Source organism: Dysgonomonas sp. Marseille-P4677 (assembly GCF_016652235.1).
GTDB lineage: Bacteria > Bacteroidota > Bacteroidia > Bacteroidales > Dysgonomonadaceae > Dysgonomonas.
Genome location: NZ_JAEPKU010000111.1, coordinates 1 through 14180, shown reverse-complemented (window position 1 = coordinate 14180; position 14180 = coordinate 1). Strand labels below are relative to the sequence as shown.

18 protein-coding genes are annotated in these 14180 nt (G+C 34.3%); all 18 read right to left on the bottom strand.

Annotation, left to right across the window (positions count from 1 at the left end; translation table 11 throughout):
- Nucleotides 1-98: 98 nt before the first annotated feature.
- Entirely contained in the window at nt 99-323 is a 225-nt protein-coding gene (locus tag JGH11_RS15455) for a winged helix-turn-helix domain-containing protein (protein WP_201113315.1), read from the bottom strand.
- A gap of 57 nt (nt 324-380) precedes the next feature.
- The gene (locus tag JGH11_RS15450) at nt 381-782 is read right to left on the bottom strand and encodes a LysM peptidoglycan-binding domain-containing protein (RefSeq protein WP_201113313.1); all 402 of its coding nucleotides are present in this window, start codon (nt 780-782) and stop codon (nt 381-383) included.
- Nucleotides 782-1273 carry a BON domain-containing protein gene (locus tag JGH11_RS15445; protein ID WP_201113311.1) on the bottom strand — a complete coding sequence of 164 codons (492 nt, stop codon included), beginning with the start codon at nt 1271-1273 and terminating at the stop codon, nt 782-784. The genes JGH11_RS15450 and JGH11_RS15445 overlap by 1 nt, the downstream gene beginning before the upstream one ends.
- Nucleotides 1274-1489: 216 nt before the next feature.
- A complete protein-coding gene (locus tag JGH11_RS15440) occupies nt 1490-1702 on the bottom strand; it encodes a hypothetical protein (RefSeq protein WP_201113309.1) in 213 nt (70 codons plus the stop codon).
- A 21-nt stretch (nt 1703-1723) separates the two neighbouring features.
- The gene (locus JGH11_RS15435) at nt 1724-1996 is read right to left on the bottom strand and encodes a YtxH domain-containing protein (protein WP_201113306.1); all 273 of its coding nucleotides are present in this window, start codon (nt 1994-1996) and stop codon (nt 1724-1726) included.
- A gap of 18 nt (nt 1997-2014) precedes the next feature.
- A complete protein-coding gene (locus tag JGH11_RS15430) occupies nt 2015-2767 on the bottom strand; it encodes an META domain-containing protein (RefSeq protein ID WP_201113305.1) in 753 nt (250 codons plus the stop codon).
- A gap of 28 nt (nt 2768-2795) precedes the next feature.
- Nucleotides 2796-3962, bottom strand: coding sequence for an OmpA family protein (locus tag JGH11_RS15425; RefSeq protein ID WP_201113303.1), 1167 nt, complete (start codon nt 3960-3962; stop codon nt 2796-2798).
- A 36-nt stretch (nt 3963-3998) separates the two neighbouring features.
- Entirely contained in the window at nt 3999-4526 is a 528-nt protein-coding gene (locus JGH11_RS15420) for an outer membrane protein (RefSeq protein WP_201113301.1), read from the bottom strand.
- 217 nt (nt 4527-4743) lie between these two features.
- Nucleotides 4744-5592, bottom strand: coding sequence for an ROK family protein (locus JGH11_RS15415; protein WP_201113299.1), 849 nt, complete (start codon nt 5590-5592; stop codon nt 4744-4746).
- 80 nt (nt 5593-5672) lie between these two features.
- Nucleotides 5673-7130 carry a DUF3868 domain-containing protein gene (locus JGH11_RS15410; protein ID WP_201113297.1) on the bottom strand — a complete coding sequence of 486 codons (1458 nt, stop codon included), beginning with the start codon at nt 7128-7130 and terminating at the stop codon, nt 5673-5675.
- Nucleotides 7131-7141: 11 nt separating this feature from the next.
- Nucleotides 7142-7708: a DUF3575 domain-containing protein gene (locus JGH11_RS15405; RefSeq protein ID WP_201113295.1), complete on the bottom strand. Its 567-nt coding sequence runs from the start codon at nt 7706-7708 to the stop codon at nt 7142-7144.
- A gap of 26 nt (nt 7709-7734) precedes the next feature.
- On the bottom strand, nt 7735-8640 hold the full coding sequence (locus JGH11_RS15400; protein ID WP_201113293.1) for a FimB/Mfa2 family fimbrial subunit: 906 nt from the start codon (nt 8638-8640) through the stop codon (nt 7735-7737).
- Between the two features lie 4 nt (nt 8641-8644).
- Complete coding sequence (locus JGH11_RS15395; RefSeq protein WP_201113291.1) at nt 8645-9853, bottom strand: hypothetical protein; 1209 nt, start codon at nt 9851-9853, stop codon at nt 8645-8647.
- Nucleotides 9854-9871: 18 nt separating this feature from the next.
- Nucleotides 9872-10972: a DUF5031 domain-containing protein gene (locus JGH11_RS15390; RefSeq protein WP_201113290.1), complete on the bottom strand. Its 1101-nt coding sequence runs from the start codon at nt 10970-10972 to the stop codon at nt 9872-9874.
- 20 nt (nt 10973-10992) lie between these two features.
- Nucleotides 10993-11928 (bottom strand): hypothetical protein, encoded by a 936-nt coding sequence (locus JGH11_RS15385; RefSeq protein ID WP_201113289.1) that lies wholly within the window; start codon nt 11926-11928, stop codon nt 10993-10995.
- A 60-nt stretch (nt 11929-11988) separates the two neighbouring features.
- Nucleotides 11989-13179 carry a hypothetical protein gene (locus JGH11_RS15380; RefSeq protein WP_201113288.1) on the bottom strand — a complete coding sequence of 397 codons (1191 nt, stop codon included), beginning with the start codon at nt 13177-13179 and terminating at the stop codon, nt 11989-11991.
- 87 nt (nt 13180-13266) lie between these two features.
- Nucleotides 13267-13404, bottom strand: coding sequence for a hypothetical protein (locus JGH11_RS15375; RefSeq protein ID WP_201113287.1), 138 nt, complete (start codon nt 13402-13404; stop codon nt 13267-13269).
- Between the two features lie 22 nt (nt 13405-13426).
- The gene (locus JGH11_RS15370) at nt 13427-13690 is read right to left on the bottom strand and encodes a GlsB/YeaQ/YmgE family stress response membrane protein (RefSeq protein WP_201113317.1); all 264 of its coding nucleotides are present in this window, start codon (nt 13688-13690) and stop codon (nt 13427-13429) included.
- Between the last annotated feature and the right edge of the window lie 490 nt (nt 13691-14180).

Sequence of the window (14180 nt, the reverse complement as noted above, 5' to 3'; positions counted from 1 at the left end):
AAATAAAGAGGTATAGAGATTATCTCTATACCTCTTAGCGGAAGTTATCTACTTCCTAATGAATGTAGTCTGTAAAAAGAATGTGAACATATTTTCGTTTAGTAATATAATTCAGATACACATTTTTTCAACTCGACATGTAAAACGCCGTTCATATCAATAATCCGAACTTTATCTTCTCTTAATAACCAGCCCAATGCTAAAAAAATAAGAGAATCTTTACAATTAGTAAACTCTCCGATCTCTCTTATAGATAATTTACCTTTATCCGAAAGTAATAACCAGATAGTTCCTGATTTATTTCCTACATCATCTTTCGACATAACCATTTATTTTATAATTTGAACAAAATAGGTTTCATCTAAAATTGACAAGGCTGGCTATTTAGGAATCTTAATCTTCTGTCCGGGATATATGATGTCAGGATCTTTTATTACATCTTTATTGGCTTCAAATAATTCTTGCCATGTCAATCCCGGATAAAGTTCAGCTATCTTGCTTAGACTATCTCCAGATTTAATTTCATAAAACTGAGAATCTTCTATCTCTCCTTCTTCGTCTTCAGGTTTTTCGTCTTTTACTTTGATATCTAAAACCATATCCCCTGATCGCATATCCTGATCGATCTGATTATATAGATCCCATAATTTTTCTTTTATGTACTCGCTTGTTGTTCCAGAAATATATAATACTTCATTATTTTCGGTAATCGAAAGATCTTCAATCTGTGATTCTTGAGCAGAGTCTATAACTTTGCGATATTTACTTTGTAAGTTCATCATTATTTTAATTTTATATTGTTTATAACTTTTACCGGGTTGAATTCATTTACGATTTGCATTACCTTGATCAAATCACTTCTCTTTAGGTCGCCACTAAGAGTGACTTCACCGTTACTGACTTCAACTTTGACTTCTTTGAACCCCTCTGATTGTAATTTCGATTCAATTGATGATTTAAATGTATCGTCCGAATTTATTACAGGTTCTGGACTAGTAATGTCGCTTTCGCGAACCGTAATATTATTTACTACACCTTTTACATCTTTTACGTTATTTACATCATTTTCTACAGACATTTTTTCTTGTTGTGATTCTACTGTTCCATCTAGTATCACGACTCTGTCTTTCACCGAAGTAACTATAGTGCTGTTGTAACGTCCTTGGATAACTCTATCTACATCTTTTTTCAAAACGTCGTCATTTTTTCTACACGACTGCATCGCCACACCTGTAATCATGATACAGGCAATCATAAAAAGCATTTTTTTCATAATCATTTAACTTTTAAATTAATAATACAATTCTTTACGATCATTACCTCATTAACTATCTGTATATAGAAGAAAGGTGTCGATCCACATATCTTTTTATCGAAGATGGTACTTAAGCATTGCTGCAGATATTTCTATCAAAGAATAAGTTTCAGGTAATCGGGAATAGCCATTAAGCATTCCCCAGTCGTGAACAACGCCATTGAAGCTTTAATTTTACCGAATATCCATCTTGGTTATTTTTTTTTCAACCTCTTCTATACCGGATAAGTTCACCTCTACTGACGACTGAATATTTTCCAGCACTTTCCTCGCTTCTATAATGGGTAGTGATTCAACTGGTTGATTCCCGGCATTGAGAACTTTTAGATATTCCTTTGTTTGTTGGCCTAAATGCGGATCATCTAAATAAGTCGGAGCTTTATTCATAATTGTAAGAATTATTTATCACTAAAGTTTCTTTTTAATAGTATCAGCCACTTGCTTGATCTTCTCTTTAACAGTATCAGCATCTCTTTTCATGTCCTTCTTTGTTTCGTCCCAGACATCTTTGGCTTTATCTTTACCTTTTTCTATTTTGTCTCCTGCTTTGTCGGCTGCTTCATTCACTTCTTTTTTTACATCTTTGTATGTATTTTCTGTATCCTTTTTAGTTTTTTCGCTGCAAGAAACCGATGAAAATAATATTCCACCAACAAACAATAAACTTAATATTTTTTTCATTTCTTAAAGAGATTTAGTTTAGCGTGTAAATGTCAATAGCTCTTTATTGTCTTTTCTTATAACCAGTATGTCATCTTCAAGATTAATATCCATACGACCATTGAAAATTTTGACAAACTCTTGTTCCATATCCATTTTATCACAAACCATTCTGGTTGTGGTTAAAGATTGAACTTCAAGTACATTCTTCGAAAGAAAAAACAACGCATTGTAGGTATTACAACTCGTATTGCCGCTTACTTGGTTATCCGGGAAATTAAATTCTAATGTAGGGATTTGCAGCGAAGCATCTACTTTGACATTGTCTCCGTCGATAGTTTGTAATTTCCAAACACCAATGAGATCGCTTGAGCTTAATGGTTTGGAACGATAAAATATCAATACAGGTTTATCATCCTGAGTAAATATAAGTTCTCCATTCATCATGGATAATTTTGACGATTTATTTAAGAGTTTGAAAAACTGAGTTTCGTCACTGCTTCCCGAGCATATATTTTTTCCTGATTCTATATTGGGTGCCTCGAATTTGCCACCTCCATAGTTGAACTTACCACTAAACATATTACAACCACTGTTTCCCGATATTTGCTCAATATCAAAGTTGAATATGATGTAAGGCGTCTTATTTGTAAACAGTTCGCTTGCCGGACGATTATTAATGATCTTTAATATCCATTTATCCGTTAGCTGTTCCTTTGGGACATCCTGGGCATTTATTTGGAACACAAATAATACGCTTATAAGAAGAACTATATATCTTAGAGTTTTCATAATCTATTTTTATTTAATAATTATTTATTTATTCTATATAAAGGATAACCGCACGATTCCATTCATCTACACTGAAAGGGGGATTTGCCTGTCCTTCCCACTGTATATTGACACGGCTTTTGTCGATACTGTATTTACCTATAATCAGGTCGGCTACATTTTGAGCTCTTTCTCTGGAAAGTTTTTCGTTGATGGTAGGAGTGCCTGTAGCTCGGTCTGTATATCCTACAATACGGACTTTACTATTCGGGTTATCACGTAGATATTTGGCAACATTATATACATTTACTTCCTGATGTGGTTCAACCTTAGTTTTGTTAATGTTGAATAAAACGACATTGTTTACAGGTTCCTGATTCACTTCTTTTATTACCTCCTTTACAACTACTGTAGGTTCGGGACGTGACACCACCTCCGGGCGCTGTGCTAATCGTTCTATCTCCATACGCTGAGCATTGATCTTATTGTTCAGTTCGTCGATTTCACGTTGGTCTCTTATAATAGCTTCCGTAAAAGTAGCTTTACTGCCGATATTGAAAACCAGACTGGCAGATACTGTTCCCAGTACATCATAGCCTTTGCTGTCTGTTCTTAAATCTGATTTATTCCGCATCAATTTTCCCGACATTTCAATATCAAGAGCAGCGCGTTCTGAAAAACGAAAACGGTGTATAATACCTAAATCTACGGTTGCACTATTGATATGATGAGGTATGTCAAAATTTTCCGGAAAATTCTTATAATCCCATGTGTATGCCCATCCCATACCTATATAGGGGATAAAATTATATACCCTTTTAGCATTATAATTACATAAATAGTCCGTCATATTCCATAAGAAGTTCAACTCTGCACCTACATACCTTTGGCGACTCATCAAATTAGCATTCTCGTTAAATGTATGAATATTCGTACCTCCTGTTAATTTTAGCCGACCGCCATAATATGGATTGAACCATGTCCCTAGTTGGAAATTAGGAGTTACAGTCAATCGCCTGAAGAACTTCGCGTCAGCATCATGATCACCAAAGTATATATTAGCACCTGCTCCTGCACCAATAAACCAGTTATCCCAGAAGCCATTTTTCACAAATGTTGTATTTTTCCCTAAATCGGTACTGAATCCGTCTTTATCCTGGGATAAAATCATTCCTGTTATTAATAAGAACAGGAATAAAAAACTAATCTTTCTCATCTCTTTATTCTGTTAATTAATATCTTACAATAAATATTAGAATCTATATCCGTACCCTAACATAATAGAGGCATTATCATTATCTCCCAGCATGAATTTTACTTCTGCATTAAGAAAGCCTTGCGGGCTTATCTGATAACTGATACCACCGCCCAGATTGAAAGCAAAATCGGTGCTGCTATGAGAATCGGTCTTCACTTCATCACCATCAACTATTACAGTTTGTTTTCCGTAGAAATTGTTTTGCATACCAAAACCGGCTAATGGATATACTGAAAACCGGTCTTGAGGGAAGTAGAATACATAGTGAGCATTCAGCATAACATCTAATCCGGTTACCTTATCTTTGGGAAAGTAGAATGCTATATCAGGTGCAATACGGATGTTTCGCATCAGATTATAACGTCCTTGAAGATCAATGCCAAATCTTTCAAAGTCGGTTTGATATCCTACATGGCCTACTACAGCGAAGTCGCTGGCTTGAGGTGACCTGAATTGTGAAGTTTGAGCGGATAGGCTCAATACAGCAGCAATAAAAGCTGCTAACAATAGTCCTTTCTTCATAAAATCTGTTTTTTAATTATAATAATAAGTTATATATAAGCTAATTATAGCTATTGTTGGGCTCTTGGAGATATATGTACCACCCCCTATTTGCAAGAAATTACTTACAAAAAACTTTAATGGGTTTATGTGGATATCCCCTGATGAAACTATATAAATACCTAATGTAAATTATTAACGATGATATATTGGATAAACCCTCATATCAAGTAATCTTCTATACTAATATTAGTCTTTTAGACATTGAAATAGCACCTAAAGCTTGTTGATGATCAGCGATAGATGCAAAAATTATCATATTCAACAAAACTTGTGGATGGATGAATTTTTCTAAATATTTATCCATTGCTTCAGAAAAGAGGACATAAGATTTAGCTAGATCACCTCCTAATACTATAACCTGAGGATCGTAATTACACAACAAAATTGATATAAGTCTTCCGACTAAAGAACCTAGTTCATTCCATATTTCATGGTCGGAATCATCAGCCATTTCATCTTTATAACTTCTGATTAAAAAGTTAAGATCCTCCATCGTACGTACAAAGCTGCTTCTGTATATACGGACACAATCATAAGAAGGAAACGATAAACATTTAGCATTAGAAAATGTATTTCTATTTTCATAGAATATTTTATTATTAACAATAATACTGGTTCCTACATTAGGTCCTAACAAAATGCACGCAATGTCTTTAAGTCCCTTGCACATACCATAATATTTTTCGCCTAAGGCAAAACAATTAACATCATTATCAATCCAAACTTTCGTGTTAAATTCGTCTTCTAATATTTTTTTTAGACCCATTCCTTTCCAATATGGGATGTTATTTATGTCAAACATTATTCCTTTTTTCGCATCAATCTTAGATGGTAAACTCAAACCGATACTTTTTATATTGGATTTGCCGACACTATGAATAGACATTAATATCTTGTCCATTATAGCTCTATTACAATCCCTCTTAATATTGGATATTGGTTTGTCTATAAAATCTAGAATCTTATTGTCTTTTTCTATAGCCATACTCATGCTTTTATAACCAATATCTAACCCCAATTTCATAATAACAATCTTTTAGTTAATACTCCGGTTCTACAGACAATACATATTTGAATATATGTGGACGCATATGTTTTTATATGTCACTCTATTATTTTCTGTGTGACAAACCATTTTGAAAGTTGCTCTGCATTATATGTTGCAATATCCAATCCGGCATTGGCTGCTTTATCAAAATAAATGTTGGCTTTCTGATATTCTTTCTTCTGAATATATGCTACCCCTAAATTATTCCACGCTTCGGGTAGATCTATAGCTTCCAGCTCTTTTATAGCAGTATCAATGTTGCTATTTTCTAAAGACAAAGCTGCCGAGTTAAGCCGTGCAACCGGATCACTTGGATATATACGGGTCGCTATTTCAAAAACATGTTTAAATTCTTCGCTGTTTTTAGGATATGAATTGGCAACGAAATACATTTCATTAAGACTGAGATATTGCGGTTTATTCTTTATTTGTTCCTTAGCCTCGTCTAAACTAAAACTTCGGGCAACGTAAGAGATGGTGTATTCATTTCTACGAAGTGGAGGATAATAGTCATGAAGTAACATCCTATACGTTTCTCCGCCCGATAGTTGTTTTAGTTTATTCTTTCGTACTTGTATATCTGTTTCATTATCTATAATATCCAGTATTTCCTGCTGGTCTGTTATATTTAGTTTTGCGACTATATTTCTTAGTCCTTGCCAGTCTTCTCCTTTCCAGTCTATTTGAATGGTTGAAGGTGCTATTGAATGATTATTGCTCAAATAGCTGACAAAGGATTTGGCCCTGTTCTCCGAAAGGGTTGTGTTATGCTCTGAATTACCCTCCGGTGATGCATATCCTGTGATAAGAAATTCTGATACGGTAAGATTAGGATCGGCTTGTACCTCCTCTATAATTTTGGCTACTTCTGATAATACTTGTCTATTGTTTTCAAAATCCTGTAATATTTCAAATCTGTTTACTTTGAAATTTAAACGGGCATTATAGGTATCGCTCCGTCTTTTTATATCTTCTGCTGCGGGAGTTACATAAGAAACTATATATTCAGGATTGAATAACGGAGGCAAGATCTGAGCCACACCATAATTGTCGGCATATCCTTTTTCGCAAGCACATCCTATTTTTTCCTCTTGAAATGCCAAAGTACTACCATGCATCCATTGATTGTAAGGTAATGTAAGATTCAAAGGGATGTATTGCTCACTATCTTTAGACACTATTAGTTGAGGAGAGGTTGGAAATTTATATGTGCCGAACTTTAAAGCTCGATCCAATGCTTTTCTCCTTTTTGATCCGGTTATCACTATCGGTTCGAATGTGAGTATAACCACACTATCAGCTGTTATTGCCATAGGAGTAAGAATTATCATTTCCTGAGAATCGAGGTTTATATTTTCTATATTAATTCTCAGTGCTATTTGTATATTATCTCCATCTCTGGTGATTTGAGCTTGTTCAGACTTTATTCCGCTAGAGGTGGTTCCCTGTGCATCTATTTCTGCTAAAGGCACAAGCATTGAGAAAACAAGAATGAATAAGTATATTTCTTTCATATTAGCTGTATTTAGTGAATGAGATAAATAAACGAGATAGATGCTTTGGTCGGTCCCCAATAATTATGTTGTCCTGAATCTAATTTAGGTCCGCAATCGGGGCAGTTATATTTATCATAGTCCAAAAGGGTGTATCCCGCACCGGCTGATATTTCCAGATTCCAATGTTTACCAAGTATCCATTGATAGCCGATACTAACGCCTCCTCCATAGAAATGACCTTCGTATCGGTAGCCTTCCAGGTTTGGAAATATGCCAAATGGAAGATGCTTGCCGGACACACTGAATTCGCCCCCATGAGCATGAATCCCGAAAAATGTACCATTAAATTTTTCACAAAGCCAAAGGCGGTATTCTGGCTGTACTAACCAATGTTTAAACTTTTTATGATCACTAAATGTAAATGGATTGTAACCGACATTTAGGTCGAGGGTGCTCTTTTTACTTAGCCCGATTTCAAATCCTATATTGGGAGTTAATGTTGCATCATATACAAGATTGTTTTTTATTCCAACATGTTGTGAAAAAACCGACATTGAGTATATTACTAAAATCAATATTAAAATTTCTTTTTTCATTATATATTTCTTTATAATTGCTTTTATTACTCTATACCTACTTCGCCGCCGGATGAGGGGCCATCCCAGTCGCTATCCATATCGATTTCGAAACTAAGGTATCCGTCATTAAATGTTACGGATATGTCTAACAGTTGGTTTCTTCTAATTTCAAAATCATCTGTTATCATTTGGCTTATATAGGGAGTGGCTTCATCTTCTTTGTATATATTGAGATAATAAATGGATTTTTCGTTTATCGGGGTTGGAAATGTTCCGATAATATAATCACCATTAACCGTTTCGTCTTTTAATTCAGTCAGAGAATATTTTCGAGATGCTTCGCCGGCTACTTTATAATCACCTGCTATCCAATATTCCATGTTAACGTTTTTCATAATTATCTCTATATCTGAAATATTATTAGGCAGATTGTTGAAAGTACATCTCACAATTCCATGTGTTCGTTTTAATCCGACTTCATACTCCATCATATTATCAGAATCAACTGAAAAAGGGAATACAGCAGAAAAGAAATCTTCCGTATCTTCACATCCTGGGAAAGTAAGTAGAAGGTTCTCTATATTGGTTGAATCTCCACGTAGAGATTTTTTTGTGCAATTAGCAACAAAAACGATATTGTAGTTTCCGTAATCTAAACCAGACAATAGGAAAGAATATAAAGGACCAGAAGTTTTAGTGAATTTATCAATTATACCTTGTTCATATAGTAGTCCTTCTTTGTAGATAAAATAGCGTAAATGATTGACTCTGCCCAGAGAACTATCTTCCCGATCATCAAGAGGATTGTCAGATTGATTGCGAAATTTTTCGACAAATAGGTCGATTTTTACACTGCCAACCGAATGACATAGGTCTTCTCCGTCTTTCAAGCAGCTTGAAAATAAAGTGATCAGTAACAATATTCCAATTATTTTTATACTATAAGTCATAATACTAAGGAATTTGAAGAAAATTAAATTCTGCATAGCTATTGAATATTTCTAACGGACTTTTAGGCTTTGTTCCATCCATCTCCAATACTAAATTGGTTGCAGGAGGTGATCCCTCTATTATTTCTGTTTCCGTCCCAGGCCTGAATATTATACCGTCTATATTATTATGGAGAAGTGTTGCTTCTATAGTCCCCGAATATTTGTAATACCGCTGATTGACAGCAAAATTTACTCTGAAATTAGACAGCTGAACTTTTACGTTGTCTCCTTCTTTCGAAAAGAAATAAGGAGCATAGACTCTGGCATTCGGTGTACTTAAATAATATTTTCCATCATCTTCTATCGGAATCATATTAACCAATGCCTCTGTACAATATCCCATCTCTTTTGTAGGTGCTTCCGGATTATACCAAGGATTGCCCCAGATATCTAGACCATCTACAAACTTTCCTTCAGTGGCAACCATGTCGGCCCGTATTATAGGAGGGGAGTAATTACTAAAGAAAGAATTGTATGGATCAACATCGACATAATCATGTAATATAATCCTGTATTTGGTTACGTTTCGTTTAAGTACAATCTTCATATTATCTAATTGAGGATTGGAAGTCGAGTGTAAATCTTCAGTTTTGTTTACTGTAAAATGAGTTGTTCCACTGAAAATTTCTTCCCCCAGATATTTTATACCTCTATTGGAATAACTATCTGATCCTATTTCGTACGTACAGGCATAGGTATGAGTTCCATCTAATGAATTATTAGCAACAATACCGCCTTTTCTTATATGTGAGTTCCATTCAAGAAAATTAAATCCTGTAAAAACCGATATATAATATTCTCCGGGAGTAAGTACAAGTGAAAGATCGTTCAGATTTTCACCAGCTTTGAATCCGATAGATATCCAACTTTGTTTCGATTTATCGACAAGACTTGTAGCTAGCGAATCGATGATTATTTCATCCCCAATTTTTTTCATTATAATTACTCGATACATGTTGGATATCTTCAACTTGATTTCATCGTCGTTTCTCTTCATCGTCATTGGTACATATCCTGTCTGATTATCTATTGCATCTTCCACAGACAATGATATCTTCACAGGTATACCATCTTTCTCGTTATTATCTCTTTCTGTATTTATACCTATATCGTCCTGCTGGCACGACATCATCCATACAGCTATACTGAGTAATACTATTATTTTTTGCATTGCGATAGTCGGATCTTTTTAGTTATTATCATTATTCCATGAACTGTCAAACTCGAAAGAAGAATTTGTTCCTATGTCGATAATTCTGTCATACCTGATTTTTGCTGTATTAAGCGTGTAGTGGTTCGGAATTACACTTAACGGTGTAGCTCCTGTTTTAGGTAAATTCAATACAATTGTTTTTGTTTCGAAACAGCTGCTTGAATGCGATTCGTCTAGCCCACAAAACGGGGTTGTGTCGTAGAAATAAAATTTAAGCCTTATTTTCAAATTTCCATTGGATGGCATACAGTAAATGCCTTTAATATGCGCACTACCTTGTTTCTCTTCCGAGAATGTCAGGTTCTCTACCAACCATGAGACATCAGCTTTGAAATTATTGTTTGCGTATAATTGTGGCTCTATGACCTGTAAATAAGATTGGTCCCATATATCCTGATGTACTATCTCTTCATTATTATAAGCTGCACTTTTGGTCATATCGCTATATTCTATTTCTATCTTAAAAACCCGGTCAAGTACGGTAAAATGCGGAGCATTCACATCTTGGCTAATTGTTAGATCTCCTTCTTTTGCGACCTTATATATATCAAATATAACCTGCCCTACTAGTCTTGTCAGTGTACAGTTTATTGTTTTTCCGTCTAATATTTCATTTCCTGTTTTGTCTACAACTCCTTGATAATTGTCTGCCGATATTATCGGATTAAACGATTGTATCATTATATTGCCCCATCTGTCTCCAATCTGCAAAGCAGCTCCATCAGATTTGAGTAAGCCTATCTCTTGTGCATTGAATGGAGTAGCGACAAATAAAAAACGGTAAGAATTGCTGATCAGTTCGCTGTTTTTGAACTTCAAGCTGTTTTGTTCCGTATTATGAAGTATTTTCACTTCTTTTAGCATATATCCGTCTTCTGCATCTGAAACAGATTTTCCGAAAACATACATCGTGCATATCAGATTCTCCGGCAATAATTCCGTTGCCAAGGTGGCTATAACCGGTACTTGGTTAATATCAGTATTGTTGCCGTCCTCCTCATACTCTTTATCAGTACATGAAAATAAGGCTATACTAATAAAGAAGAATAGTATATACTGCGTAAATCTATTTCTCATCTTTTTTCTTTTAAGTTCTGTTACTCCCATATCCCTGAATCACCCTGAGATATTTCCGTGATAGGATTTGTATCTACAATTATGTCTATAAGCTGATGTGTTTCAGTCATAAGAAGTGTTATTTCGAGTTTCTTATTCCGTGCCAAACGTCCACTGACAGAAGTTCTTATTTCAGCAAAGGCTTTGTCATCGGCAGGGATAATAGAAATACCGATATTTGTTAGGTCTTGTGTCGCCGGAGGGAATACAAATGGACCTTGAAACGTCGTAAATCCATCTTCTGTAATTTCACTTGATTCTTGCAAAGTTTCCTGTGTTTTTGTAAAACCGATACCACCTATATAATTCACAGCTTCTCCCACACCATTTATATCCAGCTTTATTTCTTTTATGTTTTCTGTAATATTTATCCCTTCCGGGAATGGGTATTCTGTTATTTCCCCATTTTCGACCGATCCACGTTTTAAATGAATAACTATTTGGCTTACGGCACGAGTTAGTTTGTTGTAGACAGTAGTTTCACCTGTTATTGTATAAATTGTTTCTGCCATTTCTTTTGTTTCGGGCAACCAGATCTCGTCAACAGGTAAAACATAGTTTTCATTCAGGGGATCATTTTTTGCTACAATCTTTATATCCTCGAAAGAAGTATTCGTATCAACTGAAAAAGAAGTATTTATCCCGGCTGATCTTATAAACAAAAACCTATATTTACCAAAAAATAATTGAGTCGACACTTTACCATCTGTAGACCAACCGGAAATAATACTTCTAATATATTTGAAATCGTTGCTGTTTTCACTAAAGATTAAAACCGAAACACCTTCTCTTTCCTGAAGAAATGTTATATTCCCATCTTTACTATTCAGGTTAGATTTATTTTGTATGAGCTCACTTTCGTTACTACAAGCTAACATCAAGATTATTAACATCCATATTGTATTATAATGTCTCATATTGTTTCGGTTTTAATCTGTTTTAGGAAGACTTTTTAACTTAATTTTGGTTTCCTGTTTTTAATTTATTTCTCCCGTTACTTCATTGCTCCCGTCCCAAACAGATTCTATTTCAACTTCGAAATTAACTTTAGTGGTAAACACTATTGGAGGTTCCGGATTGTCAGGATCTTCATCCAGAACGTATACTTTGACGATAGTTACCTTGTTGCGTTCTACAGGTAATTTATGTTCATCGTCATAGCTTATGTTAATTGTTCTACCTAGTCCGTCCTCTGGCTCGATATATAGCTCTAATGAGGTCGTTTTGTCTGTATTATTATTCGGTAATAAGAAATTACCTAAAATATGTGCGCCACCGTAAATAAGATCATTGGAGCTGATGTTATCATAATTTAGATAAGTATTTTTACCTATAGTGGTTTCGGTAGGATGTTCACCTATCAGAATTATATTCTTTGAAAGATCCAGATTTATATTAGCATCGGAAGGAGTTGTGGTCAGGTTGTTTCCGAAAAAACTCATCAGGTTGTTCAGCCCTTTATAACGAAGTTGTACCGTTTTGATCATTTTTTTGCCGAATACATCTTTTCCATCAGGATAGGGCGTTTCTGTATATATTGTTTCACCCTCTTCCCCTGTACTTTTCATAGCTTTGATAAACATTATATCAACGCGTGAAACTGCTCTTTGTAGTTTAGCCTGTACTGTCGGGTTAGTTGTACTGGTTAACCCCATTTCGTATGATGTAAGCGCATCAGTATTTCCTGTGGTTACCGGTAGAAATATCTCAGATAAGCCACTGCCTGCATTATATCCGATAGTATAGTTATCTCCTAATACCGAGCCATTCCATGTAGGAATAGTTAATAAATCTGATTGGTTTGCCAATCCATAAACGGGTAAGAACTTATATACCCCGATAGTCAATAGATCGCTACCTGTTAACTTTTTAGAAGTAGCAGAATAGCTGAGATTTGCAAGGCTTACTGTTTTTTCAAATACATAATCAGTACCTTCAGCAACCTGACGGAAAGCATAAATACTAAACCCTTCTTTTGTGTAAGTTGGTGAGAATTGTGTTGCTTTTGTAACGACATCATAACCGATGGTGCTTGCGTCCAGTTCGAACTTTACGGATGTTTTTCCTTCTGTACGTGTATCTTCATCAAGACCTAAATTATCATTTTGGCAACCAGTCATTAATAAACCAACGAATAACATAAAAACAATAGTAAATGAAGTTTTCATTCCTTTTCCTTTTTTTAATTATTAATATTAAACCTTCCCCCACTTCTCAATTCAATTATTTTTTTTATCTAATATAATTTCGGCCTTCTATTTTTTCTTTTTCCTTCTGAAACTGAATCCATTTATATTATTACTCATTTGCTCGAAAAAGGCTTTATCTTGAATTTTGCGGAAAAAATATCCAGCTATAATACCAGCCATCGCACTTAAAACTATCTTTTTCATAATTCTTTAATATTGTATGTTATTAATCTCTGTTTCTTGTTCTCATAAGAAGAAATAACATCCATAATAGCACTATAGCACCTATTGTGGATATAAGAAGGACCTCCAATATAGTATCAATGTCGAACCCAAGTAAGCAGTAGATTCTTCTTCCTAAAAAACTACCGAGCAAGCCCACTATTAAACTTATAACTATACTCAAACCTTTACCTTTTACTAACCAGGTGGCAATGGCTCCGATAAGAATACCTATAATAACCGACCAAATAATACCAAATCCTTCCATAATTATTCTGTTATTTTTAGTATATATCATTTCTCTGTCAATTGTTTATAATAAAAGGACTGGGTGTAGGGTATTTAATAGTCAAAATATTAAGGGATATTTATTTCCCGACTTCCCTATATAGATGATTGATAATACTTAAAGTCTTGTGTTTATCGATCTCTGCTATTTTAACATTCACTATAATTAGATTGTTTTTCAAGTATCTTTTTGGCTAAATCTGAACAAAATCAATGATCTATTTGTTTTATTAAAATGTTCAAACTGCATTGATGATAAATTATATTGATTATTTGTTGCTATTTGATAGAATGGAGTAATTGGATATTATTCTATTTGAAAGTTGGAAAAGAGTATGGTAGTAACATAAATGGTATAATTCAAAAAACTTACACCCTTTATCAGAGAAAAGTTTTATAAAAAACAATAAATGAAAATATATGTTAATGGATTTTTTAGCTAAATATAATTTGAACAAATAAAATGTTAA